General features: G+C 35.1%; 21 protein-coding genes. 3 read left to right on the top strand and 18 right to left on the bottom strand.

What is annotated here, in order from left to right:
- Positions 1–219: 219 nt before the first annotated feature.
- The 18 genes from ACTQ45_RS04360 to dnaA all read right to left on the bottom strand — a co-directional run bounded on the left by ACTQ45_RS04360 (position 220) and on the right by dnaA (position 19233).
- Complete coding sequence (locus ACTQ45_RS04360; protein WP_441763032.1) at positions 220–1023, bottom strand: hypothetical protein; 804 nt, start codon at positions 1021–1023, stop codon at positions 220–222.
- Between the two features lie 30 nt (positions 1024–1053).
- Complete coding sequence (gene dnaB / locus ACTQ45_RS04365) at positions 1054–2427, bottom strand: replicative DNA helicase (protein WP_441751739.1); 1374 nt, start codon at positions 2425–2427, stop codon at positions 1054–1056.
- Between the two features lie 192 nt (positions 2428–2619).
- Positions 2620–3072 (bottom strand): 50S ribosomal protein L9, encoded by a 453-nt coding sequence (rplI, locus tag ACTQ45_RS04370; RefSeq protein ID WP_441751738.1) that lies wholly within the window; start codon positions 3070–3072, stop codon positions 2620–2622.
- On the bottom strand, positions 3072–5078 hold the full coding sequence (locus tag ACTQ45_RS04375; RefSeq protein WP_441763033.1) for a DHH family phosphoesterase: 2007 nt from the start codon (positions 5076–5078) through the stop codon (positions 3072–3074). The genes rplI and ACTQ45_RS04375 overlap by 1 nt, the downstream gene beginning before the upstream one ends.
- Positions 5079–6295: 1217 nt before the next feature.
- Positions 6296–6529: a 30S ribosomal protein S18 gene (rpsR, locus tag ACTQ45_RS04380; protein WP_441751734.1), complete on the bottom strand. Its 234-nt coding sequence runs from the start codon at positions 6527–6529 to the stop codon at positions 6296–6298.
- A 23-nt stretch (positions 6530–6552) separates the two neighbouring features.
- The gene (gene ssb / locus ACTQ45_RS04385; RefSeq protein ID WP_441751732.1) at positions 6553–7110 is read right to left on the bottom strand and encodes a single-stranded DNA-binding protein; all 558 of its coding nucleotides are present in this window, start codon (positions 7108–7110) and stop codon (positions 6553–6555) included.
- 38 nt (positions 7111–7148) lie between these two features.
- Positions 7149–7448, bottom strand: coding sequence for a 30S ribosomal protein S6 (gene rpsF / locus ACTQ45_RS04390; RefSeq protein WP_441751730.1), 300 nt, complete (start codon positions 7446–7448; stop codon positions 7149–7151).
- Positions 7449–8167: 719 nt separating this feature from the next.
- Positions 8168–8566 (bottom strand): hypothetical protein, encoded by a 399-nt coding sequence (locus tag ACTQ45_RS04395; protein ID WP_441763034.1) that lies wholly within the window; start codon positions 8564–8566, stop codon positions 8168–8170.
- Positions 8567–8652: 86 nt separating this feature from the next.
- Positions 8653–8787: a hypothetical protein gene (locus ACTQ45_RS04400; RefSeq protein WP_441763035.1), complete on the bottom strand. Its 135-nt coding sequence runs from the start codon at positions 8785–8787 to the stop codon at positions 8653–8655.
- A gap of 195 nt (positions 8788–8982) precedes the next feature.
- Entirely contained in the window at positions 8983–9300 is a 318-nt protein-coding gene (locus tag ACTQ45_RS04405; RefSeq protein WP_441763036.1) for an ATP-binding cassette domain-containing protein, read from the bottom strand.
- Between the two features lie 159 nt (positions 9301–9459).
- On the bottom strand, positions 9460–9924 hold the full coding sequence (locus ACTQ45_RS04410) for a LytTR family DNA-binding domain-containing protein (protein WP_441763037.1): 465 nt from the start codon (positions 9922–9924) through the stop codon (positions 9460–9462).
- 221 nt (positions 9925–10145) lie between these two features.
- Positions 10146–10373: a hypothetical protein gene (locus ACTQ45_RS04415; RefSeq protein ID WP_441751721.1), complete on the bottom strand. Its 228-nt coding sequence runs from the start codon at positions 10371–10373 to the stop codon at positions 10146–10148.
- 109 nt (positions 10374–10482) lie between these two features.
- Positions 10483–13068, bottom strand: a complete 2586-nt coding sequence (gene gyrA / locus ACTQ45_RS04420; protein ID WP_441763038.1) for a DNA gyrase subunit A — start codon at positions 13066–13068, stop codon at positions 10483–10485.
- A gap of 36 nt (positions 13069–13104) precedes the next feature.
- On the bottom strand, positions 13105–15030 hold the full coding sequence (gyrB, locus tag ACTQ45_RS04425) for a DNA topoisomerase (ATP-hydrolyzing) subunit B (RefSeq protein WP_441751717.1): 1926 nt from the start codon (positions 15028–15030) through the stop codon (positions 13105–13107).
- The gene (gene recF / locus ACTQ45_RS04430) at positions 15030–16154 is read right to left on the bottom strand and encodes a DNA replication/repair protein RecF (RefSeq protein ID WP_441751715.1); all 1125 of its coding nucleotides are present in this window, start codon (positions 16152–16154) and stop codon (positions 15030–15032) included. The genes gyrB and recF overlap by 1 nt, the downstream gene beginning before the upstream one ends.
- Entirely contained in the window at positions 16151–16390 is a 240-nt protein-coding gene (yaaA, locus tag ACTQ45_RS04435) for a S4 domain-containing protein YaaA (RefSeq protein ID WP_441751714.1), read from the bottom strand. Before yaaA ends, recF begins: the two co-directional genes overlap by 4 nt.
- A gap of 183 nt (positions 16391–16573) precedes the next feature.
- Positions 16574–17722: a DNA polymerase III subunit beta gene (dnaN, locus tag ACTQ45_RS04440; protein ID WP_441751712.1), complete on the bottom strand. Its 1149-nt coding sequence runs from the start codon at positions 17720–17722 to the stop codon at positions 16574–16576.
- A gap of 179 nt (positions 17723–17901) precedes the next feature.
- Positions 17902–19233, bottom strand: a complete 1332-nt coding sequence (dnaA, locus tag ACTQ45_RS04445) for a chromosomal replication initiator protein DnaA (protein WP_441763039.1) — start codon at positions 19231–19233, stop codon at positions 17902–17904.
- Between the two features lie 499 nt (positions 19234–19732).
- Between dnaA and rpmH the strand changes: the two genes are divergently transcribed.
- The 3 genes from rpmH to rnpA all read left to right on the top strand — a co-directional run bounded on the left by rpmH (position 19733) and on the right by rnpA (position 20984).
- Positions 19733–19867: a 50S ribosomal protein L34 gene (rpmH, locus tag ACTQ45_RS04450; protein ID WP_441751708.1), complete on the top strand. Its 135-nt coding sequence runs from the start codon at positions 19733–19735 to the stop codon at positions 19865–19867.
- Between the two features lie 88 nt (positions 19868–19955).
- Positions 19956–20465, top strand: a complete 510-nt coding sequence (locus tag ACTQ45_RS04455) for an NUDIX hydrolase (RefSeq protein WP_441763040.1) — start codon at positions 19956–19958, stop codon at positions 20463–20465.
- A gap of 159 nt (positions 20466–20624) precedes the next feature.
- Positions 20625–20984, top strand: a complete 360-nt coding sequence (gene rnpA / locus ACTQ45_RS04460) for a ribonuclease P protein component (RefSeq protein WP_441763041.1) — start codon at positions 20625–20627, stop codon at positions 20982–20984.
- Positions 20985–20986 lie beyond the last annotated feature (2 nt).

Consider the following 20986-nt stretch of genomic DNA (forward strand, 5'->3'; position numbering starts at 1 on the left):
GCCATAAAAATAGCCTCCTTTATATATAGTTAGAAGCAATTACACTTCCAAAGTAACTATACATAAAAGAGGCACGAAAAGCGGACTTGATCCATGGATAGGTGGACCCGAGGTGCGGATTTAGTTTGGTTATTACGTGAATTTAACGGTTGGCCTGGTGGACTCGATATGGATATTGGTGGTCCTGAGAGCGCGGAATAATCAATAAATTTGCATTGCTTATAGTTTAAACAGGCGTTGGAACCAATTTTTACCGTCATAAATATCTTTTTCATTGTTATCAACTGAAGAAGAAGAATTGTCACTTTCATTTGTTGTTAGATCCACGATTGCCTTAAGTTGTTTTTCATCTTCAATACCTAAAGTATCTAATAATTTTTGATGTTTTTGCTCAGCAACTAAAGCAAGTTGTTGTTGTTGATCTAATAATTTATGCAAAGTAGAAATTTGTGCATTTTTTTCTTCCAACTCACCTATAAGTGTTTGTCTTTCTTCTGAGTCAGTTTTCTTTTGCAGTTCCAAATGATCTTTTACAGCTTGTTGAATGTAGCCTTTTACAGTCACTGATTTTTCATAACTAGCTGTTTCGGCTTCAGAGGGATTTTCTTCTGTTTTGACACTTCTATTTGTCTCGACACTTTCTTGTTGGTTTTCTTCTTCCACAACATTTAGTTTGTCATTTGTCACATTGTTTGACACATCGTTTGACACGCCATTTGTCGCTACTTTGTCATCTGAGTTATCTTCTATTTTATCGATTTCTTCAACTTTTTCTGGTGTTTTATCCGGGGATGAAATCTTTTTCTCAGTCGTATTTTTTTCATTTTTCTGAGTGATTTTTTCCTTCAGTGTATCAGTCATATAACTTTTTAAAATTACTTGTTGATCTGGAGTGAAAACCAAAGTATTATCTTCATCATAAGTTTTACTATCTTTAGGTAATTTCTTAGCATGATAATAAATCAATTGACGTGTTACATTTAATTCATCAGCAAGTTGTTGAGCGGTTAAATTTTTACTCATAAAGCTACCTCATTTATCTCAATAATTTCATTACATTGGGGGAGCAGGGGCGAAGGATAAACTAGAAAATTTATTATATTCTTTTTTGAATAATAATTTAACAGTATCACGAGCACCACTACGGTTTTTTGCTAATATTACTTCTACAGTATTATCCGGCATGTCATCATCATGACTTTCCTCCTCATCACCTTCTTGCTGGTGATAATCCTCACGGTATAGGAAAGCAACGATATCAGCATCTTGTTCTATCGATCCAGACTCACGAATATCACTTAGTATAGGACGTTTGTTCTGTCTTTGTTCCAAACCACGCGATAGCTGTGACAAAGCGATAATAGGACAAGAGAGTTCTTTAGCTAATTTTTTTAATTGTCGTGATATTTCAGATACCTCTTGTTGACGGTTTTCTTTGCCAGTACCTTCAATTAATTGCAGGTAATCTATCACGATCAAACCAAGATCTTGGTTCTCTTGTTTCAAACGACGGCACTTGGCTCGGATCTCGGAAACTTTGATACCAGCGGAGTCATCTATGAAGATAGGAGCGTCCTTCAACGTGTCTGTAGCGACCGTAAAGCTCTTCCATTCTTCCTCAGTTAACTGTCCGGTCCTTAGATTGGATGCATGAATATTACCTTCAGCACAAATCATACGAAAGACTAGGTCAACCGCTCCCATCTCTAGAGAGAAGATAACAACTGGAACCTTAGATTTAGTTCCTACGTTTTGAGCAATGTTTAAAGCAAAGGCAGTCTTACCTACTGATGGTCGAGCTGCTAGAATAATCAATTGGTCAGGTTGGAATCCACTAGTCATTCGATCTAAATCAATATAACCAGTAGGTAGTCCGACAATTTCTCTTTTCTCTTCTGATAGTTGGACAACCTTTTCAAAAGCTTCGGCTACAATTTCCTTCATTTCACGTGGCTTATTACTTTGACTGTTCTCACCAATCGATAGAATTAACTTTTCACTTCGATCGACGATATTATCTACTTCATCACCTTCGGCATAGGCATCCGTAATGATCGTATTTGATGCCGAAATCAAACGACGTAAGGTAGACTTCTCTTTTACAATTAAAGCATACTGCTCAATGTTTGCGGAAGTCGGCGTATAAGAAGCCAAATCTAAAATATAATCTTGGCCACCAATATTTTCTAATTCATCATAAGAGTCTAATTGGTTAATTAAAGTAACAGGGTCAATAATTCCATTTTTATCAAAAACTTTATTCATTGCATCATAAATAGTTTGATGAGACCTTTTATAAAAATCGTCTTCTTGTAAAATGGCTTGGACTGAACCCATTTTCATTGAATCAATCAGTAAGGCCCCGATGACTGATTTCTCTGCTTCTATACTGAATGGTAGTGCTTTTTCTAATTGATTAACTTCCAATGATGTCCCTCGCTTTCTTGTACAATGGCTTCGTAAAACTATACAACGCTTTTACGATTCATCTTCCATTATACATCATTTATCTTTGTTTGTCTGATTAGTTTGTCAGTCAATTTGTCACTGACAAATAAAAATTCAACACACTTACTGGACTGTCTTTACTAAGTAAGTGTGTTGAATTAATTAAATTGTTTATTCAGATATGACATTCACATTTATTACAGCTGTTACATCTGAGTGCAATTTGACATCCACTCGGTGGAAACCTAGCGAAGCTAAATTATTTTCTAATTGGATTTTACGACGATCAATTTTGATTTTGTATTGTTTCTTTAATTCCTCAGCAATTTGTTTTGAAGGGATTGTTCCGAAAAGACGTCCATCTTCTCCAGTTTTAGCTTTGATTTTAACAACTGTTTTTTCATCCTCAATTGTTTTTTTCAGTGCTTTTGCTTCTTCTAATTCTTCTTCAGCTATTTTTTGACGAGCTTTCTTTTCAGCGTTTAACTGACTTAATGCTGATCCGTCTGCTAATTTAGCTAAGTTATTTTTGATTAGGAAGTTTCGTCCGTAACCATCACTCACTTCAACAACATCACCTTTTTTACCTTGCTTCTTAACATCTTTTAGTAAAATTACTTTCATTAAGATTCCTCCTCAGTTATATCTAACTTACTTTTTAATAAATCAAATGCCTCTTCAACTGAAATATCATTTAATTGGACTGCCGCGTTTGACAGATGACCTCCGCCACCTAATTTTTCCATTATAAGTTGTACATTGATTGTCCCTAAACTTCTTGCACTAATACCTACGGTTTGCTCTGAGCGACGATAGATGACGAATGAAGCCTCTACATCTTTTAAGCTGAGCATTTGGTCAGCAGATTGTGCAGCTGTTATATTGTCGTAAATGTCTTCATTATCACCAATGGCAACTGCATAACCTTGTGATAAATAATCTACCTGTTCAATCAATCGATTTCGACGTTTAACCGTCGCTAAATCTTCTTTCAACATTCGTTGAATTTGAGCAGTGTCGGCACCACGTGATTTTAGATAACTCGCTGCATCGAAAGTTCTAGAGCCCGTACGTAAAGCAAAGTTATTGGTATCCACAATAATCCCCGCTAGCATAGCAGTCGCTTCAAACTTATTTAAAGCCTCGATCGTCGAACGCATATACATAAAGAACTCTGTAACAAGTTCTGATGTAGATGAGGCATAAGGTTCAATATACGTTAAAACAGATTGCTTTGGAAATTCTTCGCTCCGTCTATGATGATCAATAATAACGACATCATGATTGGGAATTAATCCTTCTGCTTCACTTAAGGAAGGCTTATGATGGTCCACCATGACAATTAAAGTATTATCAGTAATCATTTCCTTTGCCTCAGCTAGATTAACAAACATCAAATGCTTATCATTCTTAATCTGTGGCAATTCTAGGAGCTGGATAATATCATGATTAAATTCTGCTTCATTGACAATAATTCGACACTCTTTACCGTACTGCTTCACGATTTTATACAAGCCTATCGCTGAACCAATCGCATCCATGTCGGGATACTTATGACCGCTAATAATCACCTTTTCAGCTTGTTCTATTGAATTTAAAAGCGCTTGGTAAACAAGTTTTGAGCGAATATTCGTTCGTTTTTCCGTTGGATTTGTTTTACCTCCATAGAATCTTGCTTTACCTTCTGTTGCGCGTACAACCACTTGATCACCACCACGACCGAGCGCCAAATCTAAGTTTAGCTGAGCTTGGGCGGCTAAGTCATTAATATGATAGTTCTCTTGTTGAGAATATGCCACGCCCAAACTGATTGAAATTGGTATGTTCTTCAAATGGTTCTTATCTCTAATCGCTTCAAAAGTCTTGAATTTCTCTTTCTCTAGTCCATTTAAAACTAATTGATTTAATAATAGAATAAATTTATCTTCTTCTAAACGTTTCAAATAGATATGATGTTGATTGGTCCACACATTTAAATCATTCAGTAAATCCGAATCAAATTTAGCTGCTTGCTGGTCATCCATTGACTGCACTAATTCATCATAGTCATCTAAGAATAAATAACCAAAGACAATTTGATCAAATTGTTTGCTTTCACGGATACGATGTTCTTCAGTTGTATCTAATAGATAGATGACTCGTCGATCTGGTTGATGCATGACTTTATAATAACGTTTCTCAAGTTCAAATGTACGCCACTCTTGGGATGATTCTAGTTGGATGATAACAGAAAAACCTCCACCTAAAGATTGAAGTGGTTCTCCAAGAATATCTTTCGTTCCAAAAATATGTTGTAACGCCGGATTCACCCAATTTACTCTATAATTATTATCATAAATAATGACAGCAATTGGCGACCGGTATAAAGAGTCTTCTTGTGCTATTTTCGCCAGATTAGAGAGACGGTTTGCAACTGCATTAAAGTCTTTAAAAAAGTTATTCATATTAAACAAACAGAAAACTAGGCTGGCTACTAAAAGCAATAGTAATAGTAATCCTATTTGCCATTTTAAGACAAAGGCTATAACCATAATGACTAAGTAAAGGAAAGCTAAACTATATAATTGCCAACTAATTTCTAAAGAATGAAATACTTCGAAAAACTTTTGTATTTTTTCTTTCGTTATCACATTTCACCTCACTACTGAATTTAACTCTTATTTTACCATAAACAGGGCGATATTTCTATCCAACGTCCAACAGTGTTTCACGTGAAACATTCTGTAAGTTCTTTAGGGTATCCATTGAATTGATATACTATAAAATAAATGGATCATTATTTTATCCAGTTTTTCTCCAAAGAGAATACCAATAATAATCCAGAACAATATCATTCTGATCCATTCGATTTTAAAGTAAAATAATCACTTTCTATCAAAGGATAGGTTTACTTATAGTGGTTAGATTATGTAAAAACTCTTGCTACTTTTTCTTTTATGGGGGGGCATCGCATTTTATAAAGATGGTCTACATTCTTTAGATGGACGGACGATGCAACCACGTTTAGATAAAATAATATCATACAAGAATATTTCACTATCATCATTGTTTCTTTAGCTTAATATTTGCTTCCAGCGATGATTGAAAGATGCGTGAAAATTAGTCTTGACTTGAAAATAAAACCATTTGCACTTTGTTAGAAAAGTTAACTTCCGCCAAGTCTACCATTCGGGTTATAGTATAGGCAAGCACAAGTAAGAAAAAAAAATTGTGCTCATCAGCTTAGAAGGGTATGTGTGATGTCGCTAATTATAGCGAATATTGGAGCCACTTGTTGTACGTAAGGAACATACGACAGTCCTATGCATTCAAAAGAATTGCGTATATCCAAACGTCCCTATACATAAAATAGATATAAACCCTTTCCATTGAATTGAAGAGTTAGGGCGATGTAGCTTGATGAATGGTTCCTTAACAAAGGTAAAACGTTCGTTTCTCTAAATGGAACTAGCAACTACCAACTGTTAAACTGATGAAATAAATTTTTGGTAACAGTGGAACACTTAGCCATACGGGATAGGCGTCTCGAAAAAAGTCATTAATCAGTTGCCATTCTCGTGAATGCTCGAAAGCTATGTGAAATCACTGCTTTAAAGAACTACTTTGTCGATTATGTCTGTCAGTCGTCACACACATCCAAAGAATCTCCGTCATCTCCATTTAGAGTTTATTGAAATCAAAAGAGAAAGGTGTTTTTGTACTTGCCTATAAGTTACTTAATTTCTCTATGCCTAAGTAGAAACAGGGTGACGCTGTTGAAAACAAATAGTCCTCTGCCATACTATAGCAGGGAAGTTTATAATAAAAAAAGTATCAATCCAATGGACTGATACTTTAACGAAAACTATTACTCAGCTACCGTAAATGGTAATAGAGCCATAATTCTTGAACGTTTAATTGTTGCTGTTAATGTACGTTGATGTTTCGCACAAGTTCCTGTTACACGACGTGGTAAGATTTTACCTTTTTCGGAAACAAATCTTGATAATAATGTTGTGTCTTTGTAATCAGGATGGTCAATATGGTTTGCACAGAAGTGACATACTTTTTTTCTACGTCTTCCACCGCGACGTTGAGCCATAATAATTCCTCCTTTATCTTATCTTAAAACGGTAAATCGTCCTCAGAAATATCTATTGGACGACCATCTTCCATGAATGGGGAAGATGCCTGTTGATTAAAATCTTGGTTAAATGAAAAGTTGTTCTGATTGCTTTGCGGAGCTTTATTCTGGTTCTGGTTAGCTTGGTTTCCAGACTGGTTTTGATATGAAGATTGGTTATTGGTGTAATTACCTGATTGACCTGAAGAAGAAGGTTCTCCTGCGGGTCTTTGTTCTGTAACAGAACGAGGCTCCAATAAATGGAAGTTATTTACAACAACCTCAGTCACGTACACACGAGTTCCTTGTTGGTTCTCATAGTTACGCGTTTGAATTCTTCCTTCAATCCCAATTTGTGATCCCTTACGGGTAAAGCTTGCTAAGTTCTCAGCAGCCTTCCGCCAGATTACACAGTTAATAAAGTCTGCTTCACGTTCACCTTGTTGGTTTGTAAAACTACGATTGACTGCAATTGTAAACGATCCGACGGCAGTGCCTGATGAAGTAAATTTTAAATCAACTTCTTTTGTAAGACGGCCGACTAGTTGTACCGTATTCAAATACTATTCCTCCTCCAAAGTGTTTCACGTGAAACAAATTAAGCTTCGATTTTAACAATCATGTGACGTAAAATATCACGGTTAATAAGGGCTAAACGATCGAACTCGTTAATTCCTTCAGCATCAGTAGCAACGATATTAATTAAGTGGTAAATACCCTCTTTATAATCGTTAATTTCGTATGCTAAACGTTTTTTCGCCCAGTCTTTTGATTCAACAATTTCAGTACCGTTTGAAGTTAAAATACCATCAAAACGTTCCACTAATTCTTTCTTAGCATCGTCGCCTAAATCAGGACGGATGATGTATAAGATTTCATATTTTGTTGTTTCGCTCATTGACTGCACCTCCTTTTGGTCTAATGGCTCCGAAGAGCAAGGAGAAAAAAGCTAATAAAAGCTAATTACTCACATCTAAGAATTATACTATGTTACTTAATGAATAACAAGTTAAATATGAAAAGATTATTGATGAATACGAATTCATTGAACGTTTGGCGATTTTTTTCAAATTGTTGAGGATAAGACGCAAACGCTTATTCGTTAATAAAGACGTGATCAGCTATCTTGGAATTTCTAATGAAAATACGCACGTTTTATAGAAGCGTCCCTTTAAATGTATTGTATGTATTAGATGTCATCATTGATTGTCATACTTTGATTGTTTTTTAAAAGCGTAAAGAACAACTGTAAGAACTAGAACTAACCAAACAAGCAAAATGATAAAGGATTGAAGGACATACTCAGCTTTAATGATAAGTATAATTGATAAATTGGGAGATAATTATATATTTTTCTTGATAGATGATTTGGATCTGTAATAACGAACTCAATGTACTGTGACATACCAAAGATAAACATAATCGGCATCGTATAAACAGCCGTTGTTACGACACTTTTGACTGTTTAACCAACAGCAATCTTTAAACCCAAGAAGAAGATTAAAAGCAGTACGGCAGCAATGATCGCTGCAAATTAAAAGACAGACAAGGCACCTGCAATCGTTAAAGAAATGACTAATGACAAACTGGTCATTAGAAAAGCCACTAAGCTTTTACCTAAATAATATCTAATAGAGTTGTGGGTGATTGTACGAGCCCTCTTAAAGTGTCCTTTTCATTTTCTTCTGCAATCATTATTGCCATTGAACTATAAGCAATGGCTGAATAGGTTAAACCAACAATCATTAAAATTATTTCTAATGATAAGCCAAGGTCTCGATTTCCAACATTGATATTGCTAAAGACCAAACTCATCACAATGGGGAAAAGAATCATCGTGAAAAGAGACATGTTTCGCATAAATTCTTTAATGTCCTTTTCAAAAATTTCTGCTATGCGGTATATTTTCATATAAATTAACTCACTTCCAGTAACCTTTTTGAAGACTTTTCCTAGTGTTGGAAAGTCCATGTGAATTTCTAAAACATTTGGATCCAGTAATGCTTCACTAATCATAGGCTTATTGTCTTCACTTCTTTCAAGTGTTTTGACACGTCCTGTTTGGTAGGTCAAATGAATGCGATTTGTTTTATATCTATTTCTTAAAGTTGTGGGCTACCAGTCTCTTTAATCACACCTGCATCTAAGAAAGCAACTTTGTCACATAGTAAAGTGGCTTCATCCATATCAGGGGTTGTCAAATGAATCGTTGTTCCTACATCATTTATTTTTACCAATATATCGTGTATTCGTTCACGCGTATTTGGATCTAAAGCACTCCTTGGTTCGTCTAGCAGTAAAAGGGATGGAGTCTGTAAAACCGTTTAACAGAGTAAAATACGTTATTTCATACCCTTTGACACACTTTTATTCTTATCTTATAGTAAGCCAACAGCCCTTAACACCTCGTCGACTTTACCTTTATCTGTATTTTAAAGTTTTCTCAACAGTTCTAAATTGTCTGCGACTGTCAATCTTTCATACAATGAATTGTTGTCAAATAAGATGCCTATTTTTTCAAGATATTGTGTTCGGTTAAATTGTTCATGCTTAAAACCTAACACATGTATCAGACCAGAAGTAGGGTCTCGTTCACCAGTCAGTAATTTAATGGTGGTTGTTTTTCCCGAACCACTAGTTCCTAATAAACCAAATATCTCACCTTTATTAATTTTTATGTCAATTTTCTTTAAAGCTTCTTCATGGCCAAAGAGTTTTTTTAATTGTTGCACTTTTATTATAGTCTCCATCACAATTGCCTCCTTTGCTTTCTAACGTAAGTTTACCTCAAAAAAACTCACCACAAGCAAATTTGGTAAGTTGCATAGATAGAAGGGTTAATTGTGGAAGTAAAGAGTTTAAATCAACTGAATTTTCGCTAATATGTACTATTTAAGGCCGAGTTGTGATTACAATTTAACCAATAAATCTTGACTCTGCGTATAGTTTGTTCTTGAAAGAGGAATTTTATCTTGATTGAAGTTATCAAGAACAATTGAGTACGTAATTTTCGACCAATTAATAATTTCTCGTACTTTATGTTGGTTTACTACGTATGAACGGTGACAACGGTAAAAGCCATGTGCTTTCAACGTATTTTCCGCATTTGATAGGATGGAGTCATTAACAAAAGTCTCTTGTTCAATCATGATGATAACTTTTCCATCATGACTTTCGATATACTCAATGTCTTCAATATTCACAAAAATAGTTTTATCCTCAATTTTAACTTTAAGTTTACTTGGAATAGTTTCTGTTGAATTCTCCTCGTAATTAGTCGCTTCAGTGATAATCGGGTCTAAGCCAGAGCTTTTTAACGTCCAAATATTGGGTTGCACAATAAAAGCATCTTCAATTCTTAAGGTGAATACCATTGTACTACGAGCAGCATGCTTCAATTGGATTAATAATTTATGTAATAAGTGTATATTATCATGTAATGATTCAATAAATGGATTAAAAGAAACGACGAATTAATTATTCGAGAGAATTGTTTGAGCAAAAGACACACGTTGGAGCAATTCAGGGCTTAATTTTTCAATTCTAGTCTGTTGTTCATCCAGTAAATTAAACTGTGATAAAAGATCCGTTAGTTTTAAAGGGCTACTATACCATTTGATAAAAAATTTGATGTGTTTTTTTCACTTAAACGTTTATAAAATTGAGGATTGCGAATCATTTGAAACGTCGCATCGTTGCATGTAAGGCAAATAATTGCATCGAAATGATGATTGCTTGTTTGAATCACAACAACATCATCTGGCGTAAATGTCATGATTTGATCAGATTGATGTTGAATTATTTCTTTAAATTTTATCTCCATTTTCAGTCGACTCTGGTTAGTCTTCAGGACAAAATAGGATAACATATGACTGTATAAATCTTAAAAAAAAGAGCGTAACTGCTATTAACAGTTACGCCTATATTAAAAATTATTCATCATCTACCGTTTCATCAGTACTTTCTTCTAACTCTTCAGACGAATCTGTTGATTCTTCAACTTCTTCCTCATAATCGATTGCTTCTTCTAGATCTGCTTCTTCATTCAACGCTTCAATCGTTTCTTCATCATCAGTTTTAAGTATTTTGGTGACTGAATTTACCATCGCGCCCTCGTCTAGGCGAATCATTCTAACGCCTAAAGTCGCTCTTGATGATTGAGAGATACTCTCAACACTCATACGAATCACAACACCTTGATTCGTCATCAACATTAAATCTTCTTCCAAGCTTTCGATAGCCACAATTCCAGCTAATTTCCCACTCTTCTCACTAATATTTGAAGTCTTAACACCTTTACCACCACGTTTTTTAAGTGTATAGTCGCTCGCTGGCGTTCGTTTACCGTAACCATTCTCCGTAACAACTAACACTTCACTAGCTTCGTTTAAAACTGCAGCTCCTACAACGTAATCATCCTCGCGTAATCTTACACCACGAACACCAGTCGCAGTACGTCCCATTACACGAACATCAGTCTCATCAAATGCCATCGCATAACCATCGTGTGTTCCGATGATTAGATTTTGACGACCATTTGTTACTAAAACGTTGATCAATTCATCATCCTCTCGCATAGAAATTGCGATTAGACCATTATTGCGAATATTGTAGTAATCACTTGCTTTAGAGCGTTTAACCGTTCCTAGTTTTGTAACAAAAGCTAATGTATGTTCATCACTATCTTCACTCTGACGGACATTGATAATATCCTTAACGTATTCATCTTTATCAATGTTTAATAAGTTAATAATTGGAATTCCTTTAGCTTGACGGCCATATTCTGGTACTTCATAGCCTTTATTCGCATACACTTTACCTTTATTTGTAAAGAATAATAACGTATCGTGCGTCGAACATGAAACCAGCGTTTGAATAGCATCATCGTTTGACATTCCCATTCCCTTAACGCCACGCCCTCCACGATTTTGAACATGGAATTCATCCTCAGTCATTCGCTTGATGTAACCATTTGAAGTCAATGCGATGAGAACATCCTCTTCGTCAATCAAGTCTTCATCTTCAAGACTTAAGGCTTCACCAATCAGTAACTCAGTACGTCTGTCATCGTTAAAGCGTGTTTTAATATCAATTAATTCATCTTCTATAATTTCGTGAATACGGTCTTCACTTCCCAGAATTTCTGTTAATCGTTGAATCAGAGCCATTAAATCATTGTATTCTGAATCAATTTTTTCGCGTTCTAAACCAGTTAAACGAACTAAACGCATATCTAAAATTGCTTGAGCTTGGAGTTCAGAGAATTCGAAACGCTCAATTAATTCAGCTTTAGCTCTTTCACCATCTTTAGACCCTCGAATGATCGCAATAATTTGGTCAATCACATCGAGTGCTTTTAATAAACCTTCTAGAATGTGCGCACGATTTTCAGCTTTACGTTTTTCAAATTCAGTACGACGTCTAATAACAATCACTTGATGATCTAAATATTTAGATAATATTTCTTTTAAACTTAATACTTTTGGTACACCAAAATCGATGGCTAACATATTGAATCCGAAACTAATTTGTAATGAGGTTTGCTTATATAAATTATTCAAAACTACACTAGCACTCGTTTCACGACGACATTCAATCACGACACGCATACCTTCACGGCCAGATTCATCGGCAACATAAGTGATGCCTTCAATGCGTTTTTCACGGGCTAATTCAGCAATCCGTTCCCATAAGCGCGCTTTGTTCACACCATAGGGTAATTCAGTAATAATAATTCGTTCGCGATCATTACCGAATGTTTCAATTTCCACGCGACCACGAATAATTATTTTGCCTTTACCTGTTTCATAAGCTTTACGAATTCCTGATTTCCCCATCACAATACCGCCTGTTGGAAAATCAGGTCCCGGTAAAGCTTCCATCAATTCTGCAGTTGTTGCAACAGGCTTATGCATTAAAATAATTAACGCATCGATAACCTCACCTAGATTGTGTGGTGGAATGTTTGTTGCCATACCAACCGCAATCCCAGACGCACCGTTGACTAAAAGGTTTGGAAAACGTGCGGGTAAAACAACTGGCTCTTTTTCTTCTTGCGAATAGTTATCTTGGAAATCAATCGTATCTTTATTGATGTCTTTTAACATTTCTAAAGCAATTTTACTCATACGAGCTTCCGTATAACGCATCGCTGCGGCACCATCACCATCGACAGAACCAAAGTTACCATGGCCATCGACTAACATTTGGCGGTAACTAAATGGTTGAGCCATTCTTACCATTGCTTCGTAAATTGCAGAGTCCCCATGAGGGTGATATTTCCCCATAACGTCTCCGACGATACGAGCAGATTTTTTATAGGGTTTATCAGGAGTTACACCCAATTCACTCATTCCGTAAAGAATCCGTCTATGAACTGGTTTTAAACCGTCTCGGACATCAGGCAATGCTCTTGAGACAATAACGCTCATCGCATAATCAAGAAATGACGTTTGCATTTCATGAGGTAAATTTATCTCTTCAAATTGTTGTGTTGAAGGATCGAAACTTTCACTCATTATATTTTCCTTTCTCTTCTAACATTTTTAATTTACTTATACGTCTAAGTTTTGTACGTACTGAGCATTTTCTTCAATGAAAATACGTCTTGGTTCAACTTCATCACCCATCAACATATCAATCACTTTATCAGCTTCCATGGCATCTTCCACCGAAACTTTTAACATGCGACGGTTTTCAGGATTCATTGTTGTCTCCCAAAGTTGATCGAAATCCATCTCTCCTAAACCTTTATAACGTTGTAATGAATAACGAGCATTTGGATTAGCAGCTTGCCACTGTATTAATTCATCGTCAGTTGCAATATATGTTTCTTTTTTACCTTGTTTAATTTGGTATAGAGGTGGTTGGGCAATATAAATATAACCAGCTTCTAATAACGGACGCATATATCTAAAGATAAGCGTTAATAATAATGTACGAATATGAGCACCATCGACATCCGCATCGGTCATAATAATTAATTTATGATAACGCGCTTTTGCTACGTCAAATTCTGCTCCAAATCCAGTCCCCATAGCAGTGAATAGAGAACGTATTTCGACGTTCGCCAAAATACGATCCATCGTCGCTTTTTCGACGTTTAGAATTTTACCTCGAATCGGTAAAATTGCTTGATACATACGAGAACGACCTTGTTTAGCTGACCCACCAGCCGAGTCCCCCTCGACAATGAATAACTCACATTTCTCTGCTTCTTTACTTGAACAGTCCGCTAATTTCCCTGGTAAGTTACTGATTTCTAAACCAGACTTACGACGAGTTAATTCACGAGCACGTTTAGCAGCATTACGAGCTTTAGAGGCAATAATACCTTTTTCAACAATGATACGTGCAATTTTTGGGTTTTCCATCAAATAAGTTTCAAATGTTGACGTAAAAAGGCGGTCTGTAATCGTTCTTACCTCAGAGTTACCTAATTTCGTTTTAGTTTGACCTTCGAATTGAGGTTCTGGATGTTTAATCGACAGAACAAGCGTTAAACCTTCACGGGTATCTTCACCACTTAAATTTTCTTCGTTTTCTTTAATTAAATTCATTTTACGAGCGTAGTCATTCATGACACGAGTCAAAGCCGTCTTAAAACCAGACTCATGAGTTCCACCTTCGTACGTATGAATATTATTTGCAAAAGAAAGAATATTTGTATGATAAGTATCGGTATACTGCATAGCAATCTCTACTTGAACACCATCTTGCTCACCTTCAAGGTAAATGGGATCATCGACAATCGATACTTTACTTTCATTCAAATATTCTACATAACTTTTAATGCCGCCTTCGTAATAAAAACTAGCGAATGCTTCACGCTCTTCACGCTTGTCTTCGATCGAAATGCGTAATCCTTTGTTTAAGAACGCTAGTTCACGAACACGCGTCATTAATGTTTCATATTTGAAATCTGTTGTTTCAGTAAAAATAGTTGAATCCGGAACAAAGTTAACAAACGTCCCTGTTTTTTCCGTATCACCTTTAATTAAAATTTCTTGAGAAATCGCGCCACGTTCAAAAATCATTTGATGAATTTTGCCATCGCGATGTACGTCAACAGTCAATTCACTTGAAAGTGCATTAACAACTGATGCACCAACCCCATGAAGACCACCAGAAACCTTATAACCACCTCCACCGAACTTACCACCCGCATGTAAAATCGTAAAAACAGTCTCTAAAGCAGGACGGCCAGTTTTAGTTTGGATTTCAACAGGAATCCCACGACCGTTATCCGTAACAGAAATACTGTTATTGGCTTCAATGATTACTTCGATATGATCACAATAACCAGCTAACGCCTCGTCAATTGAGTTATCGACAATTTCCCATACTAAATGATGTAAACCAACGCCACTCGTAGAACCAATATACATACCAGGGCGTTTTCTAACAGCTTCAAGTCCTTCTAAAACCTGTATCTGATCTGCATTATAATCTTGATGTAACTCTTTACTATTTTCAGTCATTAAGCACTGTCTCCTTTACTAACTTGACCTTTTTGGACATATAAAATTTCTGCATTTTTTAATTGATGGATTTTTAAACCTTCAATCGATGCAGTTGTTAAAAACGTTTGAACTTTATTTTCGATATGACTCATTAAAATCATTTGGCGATTGTCATCTAATTCAGACAACACATCATCAAGTAATAACACTGGGTATTCTCCAGTCATATTATAAAACAATTCTAATTCTGCTAATTTAATACTCAAAACAATCGTACGTTGTTGCCCTTGTGAGCCGAAAAACTGAGCTTTTTTTTCATTAATATGAAAAGATATGTCATCACGATGTGGACCGTAGACGGTAATACCTTGCTCTTTTTCGCGAGTCAAGGATTGTTTAAATAATTCTAACAATTGTGTAGAAATAGTGTCTCTATTAGAATAATCTAACTTAGAACTGCTACTTTGATAGGCGATTGTTAATTGTTCGCGTTGATTTGATAAAGCTTCATGGATTGGTTGAGCAATTTTTTCTAGAGCTTCAATAAATGTTAAACGGTATTGAATTAATAAATTGGCTTTTTCTACCAACTGTTCTGTTAAGATTTCAAAATACATTGAATCAAATTGCTGTGAACGTCCATATTGCTTTAAGTAGGTATTGCGTTGTTTGAGAAGTCGTTGATAATTCAATAACTCCTGTAAATAGACTGGGTGCGATTGTCCTAATTCAGAATCAATAAATTTTCTTCTTAAACTAGGGGAGCCTTTGATTAACTGTAAGTCTTCAGGGGCAAAAAGAATGACGTTGAACTTTCCAATGAACTGACTTAGTTTATTCTGTTCAATATGGTTCAATTTAGCTATCTTTCCTTTTTTATTTAAGATTAATTCAAGAGGAAACTCGTAGTGTTTTGTTTCAATCAATGCTTCTAAGCTTGCTAAGTCTTCTTCCCACAAAATTAACTCTTGGTCATGGTTTGTCCGATGACTTTTTGCTAGAGATAACAAAAAAATCGCCTCAAGGAGATTGGTTTTTCCTTGGGCATTTTCTCCGGTTATTATCGTTAAACCATCACCAAAAGTTAGAGATAACTCTTGATAATTACGAAAATTATTTAACGCTAAATGTTTGATTCTCATGGTCTTTTTGAATCACTCGTCGATTGGACTGTGATCATTACATCTTCGTTCGGCAAATAAACTGTGTCGCCATCGTATAATTTTTTTCCACGACGTTGCTCTTGTAGTTCATTAACAAATACATCAAACTCACTTAAATACCATTTGGCCATTCCACCACTACTGATAAAATTCTCATGTTTGAGCAATTGTCCAAGCGTAATAAAAGCATTTTGAATATTTACTATTCTTTTCATCATTTTTATCACCTATATTCATTCAATATCATGACTAATTATACCTTATATCTATAGAAATCTCAAATAAATCGCAATTATTCGGAATCTTAGGGCATATACTCTCTTTTTAAGCAAAATATCGAAATAAAAAAAACAGCCTAAAAAGGCTGAATTTTTTTTATTTAAGTCTATTGAATACTTTTAATGAGTTCTGACTGGGGTTAATAATTGTAATAACTGATTATGTGGAATCTCACTTTCAGTTTCTGCAGAAATTAATAATGGGCGTACAGCAGATTGGAATTCAATTTTTACATCAATTTCTCCAAATGATTTCAACGCATCTTTCATATAATCTGGGTTAAATGAAATACGTAAATCCTCTCCACTGGCATCTTTAGTATTAATTAACTCCGCTACATGTCCAGCTTCGTTACCACTTACGGATAATTCTACGATCGAATTCTCAACAGAAAGTTGAACGACGTTATTCTTACCTTCGTGTGACATTAAAGCTGCACGATCAATGGCTTGATGGAACTCGTTCGCATTTACTACCATCTCTGTTTGGTGAGAAGTAGGAATTAAACGGCTTGTTTCAGGATAGTTACCTTCTAATAAACGAGAATAAATTGTTAATTTCTCAGCTTCAAAAATAACTTGTTGTTGTGCAACCATCATATAGAGTGTTTGATCATCTTCTACAATTCTAGTCAATTCTGTCATTGTTTTCTTTGGAATAGTAATAGCATCAAAGTTTAATTGACTTTCACTAATATCCACTGGGATCTCACGTTTACTTAAACGATGACTATCCGTTGCGATAGCAGTTAGATGATTTGCAGTTGCTTGTAAATGAATACCAGTAAGAACAGGGCGACTTTCTTGATTCGATGCTGCGAATATTGTTTGGTTAATCATTTGTTTGAAAGAGGCTGTTGGTAAAACAATTCGTTTATCCGCTTCGATCTCTGGTAAGTGAGGATAAGTATCTCCATCAATCCCTACAATATTAAATGTTGCTTTACCTGAGGTTACAGTAACTGTGAATGACTCGTTCATATCAATTGTTACATCGTCTAAAGGTAATTTTTTTACAATATCATTGAACAAACGTGCTGGTAATACAACATGTCCAGTTTCTTCAACTTTTAAATGTAATGACTCATCTTCTATTGGAAGGAAACTTTCAATAGATATATCAGAATCACTACCGATTAAGGTAACCCCTTCGTTTGTCACAGAGAGTTTTAATCCTGTTAAAATTTGAATAGTAGCTTTAGAAGGGATTGCTTTAGATACGTTTGCTAACTGAGTGGTTAGTGCGTGTCTATTAATAGTAAATTTCATTTCATCTACTCCTTTATAAATAAATAATATTAATATAAATAATAAGTAATAGTAGTAGGCCCTGTCTATAGTGGTTATAAGTCTACTAAAACTAATGGGGGTATCATTTCTGCCTGTTAGTTGACATGTGCATAAGTCACTGACAACTTTTGGAGTTATACACATGTGCAAAAATATAATTAAGACAACTTCTGCTTCAGTTGTTTTATTTGGTCTTTTAATTCGTCATCAGTCTTAAGATTTTCAGCAATCTTCTCATAAGCATGGATTACAGTCGTATGATTTTTCTTACCAAATTCATCACCTATCTTAGGAAAGGAAAGTTCAGTCAGTTCTCTTGCTAGATACATCCCCACTTGACGTGCATGAACAATGTCTTTTGTACGTTTTTTACCTTTAATCGCATCGGCACTAATTTGGAAAAAGCGACTGGCTTGGTTGATGATCTCAGAAACAGTTAAAGGTTTCTTTTCATCATCACCTAGCATATTACTCAAGGCTTCTGCTGCTAAATTCGAATTAATATCTCGACCTTCAATTGCAGCAAATGCAATCACTCTCATTAAAGCTCCTTCAAGCTCACGAATATTTGTATCCACATTATTAGCGATATAGGTGAGTGTCTCTGAACTAATGTCTAAGCGATCATTACTCGCTTTTTTTCTTAAAATTGCAATTCGAGTTTCTAAATCAGGGGGAGTGATATCAGTAGATAACCCCCATTTAAAGCGACTAATCAAACGTTCTTCTAGATTATCAATGTTATTTGGAAGGCGATCACTCGTTAATACAATTTGTTTTTCATTATTATAGAGTGCATTAAACGTATGGAAAAATTCTTCTTGAGTGGCATCCTTCTTCGATAAAAATTGAATATCATCTATTAATAGAACGTCGATGTTACGATACATTTCTCTAAACTCTTTTTGAGATCCATTTTGAATACTTGTGATAAAGTCATTTACGAACGATTCACTCGTTGCGTATTTGATTTTTGCGGCAGGATTCTTACGCTTAATCTCGTGGCCTACTGCTTGCATCAAGTGAGTCTTTCCTAAACCAACACCACCGTAAATTAAAAATGGATTGTATGTTTTTCCAGGTCCATCAGACACTGCTAATGCTGCTCCACCGGCCATCTTATTGTCTTCACCGATAACAAAATTTTCAAAAGTATAATTGGGATTCAATTGAGAATCACTGAAATACTCATTTTCAGAGGGAGAAATATCTTTCTTTTTCTTTAAAGATTCTGGTTCATCTTCAGGTACAATAATAAAGGTCGGTTCATATTCTACGCCATAATTTTCAAGACTATATTGAAGAATATAACCAGCTAGATGTCGTTCCCAGTAATTTTTAGTTAAGCTATTTGGAACTGCAATCGATATAGATTGATTACCAATACGTGTGACTTTGGCTGGTTCAACCCATGTTGTATAAGAAGTTAATGAAAGAATCTCTTTTAGATAGTCAGTAATTTCATTCCAGAAACGTTCCTTTTCATCCATTATATAATTTTCACCTCAATCGAATAAATAGTTATTCACAGTTTAAACACGTACGGATATTGTAGCATATTGAAAGTTTTCCACAAGTTGAAAACTCATCACTTAAACTGTCAACATGTTAACAATTCACTTATCCACAGGTTAATAAAACTTGTGGATAAGATAAAATCAGGTCAGATGAAATGAATACTGTGTGGATAACCGTAAGTTTTTATAACTTGATTCTATCACATTCTTAACGGTTATGCACAAAAACTGTTGATAAAAAACAACACTTATTGACACCATGTTAATTTGTCGATAAACTAATGAATGTCTTGTGAATGTAAAAAATGACTATAACAGTTATCCACACAATCCACAACGCATGTGCATAACAAAAATCAACTGTGCAAAAGAAAAAGTATTTTAATTGCTAAAAAAATATCTTGACTTTCATCGCGTACTTCATTAAACTATTCTAGTATTGTTTAACAGTAGACATAGGAGGTGTATCAGAATGAAAAGAACATATCAACCAAAGAAACGTACTCGCAAAAAAGTTCACGGTTTCCGTAAAAGAATGAGCACCAAAAATGGACGTAACGTCTTAGCTAGACGCCGTCTAAAAGGTAGAGCAAAATTAGCATCATAATAAATGCCTAATGTTGGAAGGTATCCTATATTTTTAGGAAACCTTTTTTTTTGCATATTTTTAAATTTAAATCATAGGAGGAAATCAGATGGAGTATTGGAACTTAGTAGATGCACAAGGCAATACGATTGTGTCTAATCACCGTCGAGGCGATGACATACCCTCTGGACTTTATCATCACGTGATAAATATATTAGTCCAACATCAGGATGGTTCAGTTCTTATAATGCAAAGAGATTGGAATAAAGAAATTTTACCAGGAAAATTTGAAGCTTCAGCTGGAGGAAGTATCTTACAAGGTGAGACTGTGGAAGCTGGTGCTAAAAGAGAACTGCAGGAAGAAACCGGCATCCAAGCAGAGACGTTAATTCAAGTTCAACGTTATATAGATTTAGTGCATCCAGTCATTTGGACAAATTTTTTTACACGGGTCAACATGAATAAAACTCAGATCACCTTACAAGCAGGAGAAACGATTGCCTTTGAATGGGTAAGTTTGAAAGAATTTATTTATCGAGTGACTCAAGAAGAAATTATTTCACTAGACTCTTTGACTTTAGAAACTTACTATTTAGAATTGCTTCAGAATAAAGAGTGAAAACTTCGAATTTCTTCGAATTTTTCGCTCTTTTCTAGTTTTATTGACGAATTCTGTCGAAAAAGTGACAAAATCGTTAAGTTCGGTTTTTCTTTTAGAGAAATATTAGCTATAATATGTTGAAGTGAATGTTTGTAGTGAGAATGAGGGAATAATAGATTGAAAAAAGCATACAGAGTTAAATCAGAAAAAGAATTTCAAAAAGTTTTCCACAATGGACAATCCATCGCCAACCGGCAGTTAGTACTTTATGTTTATCCTAAGCCTGAACAAGTACATTTTCGAGTAGGATTATCGGTAGGTAAAAAAATGGGGAACGCAGTAAAAAGAAATCAAATCAAACGTTATTTGCGTCAGGCTTTACATGAGCTTGAGCCGGCGATTAAACCAGACATTGATTTTTTACTTATTGCACGCCAAGATATTCGGGACAAAGATTATTTTCAAATTAAGCGTTCTATCATTCATGTAATGAAGTTAGCGAACATTCTCGATCAAACAATATTAAAAAATCTATAGGA

The organism is Fundicoccus sp. Sow4_D5 (assembly GCF_052116365.1).
Taxonomy (GTDB): domain Bacteria; phylum Bacillota; class Bacilli; order Lactobacillales; family Aerococcaceae; genus Fundicoccus.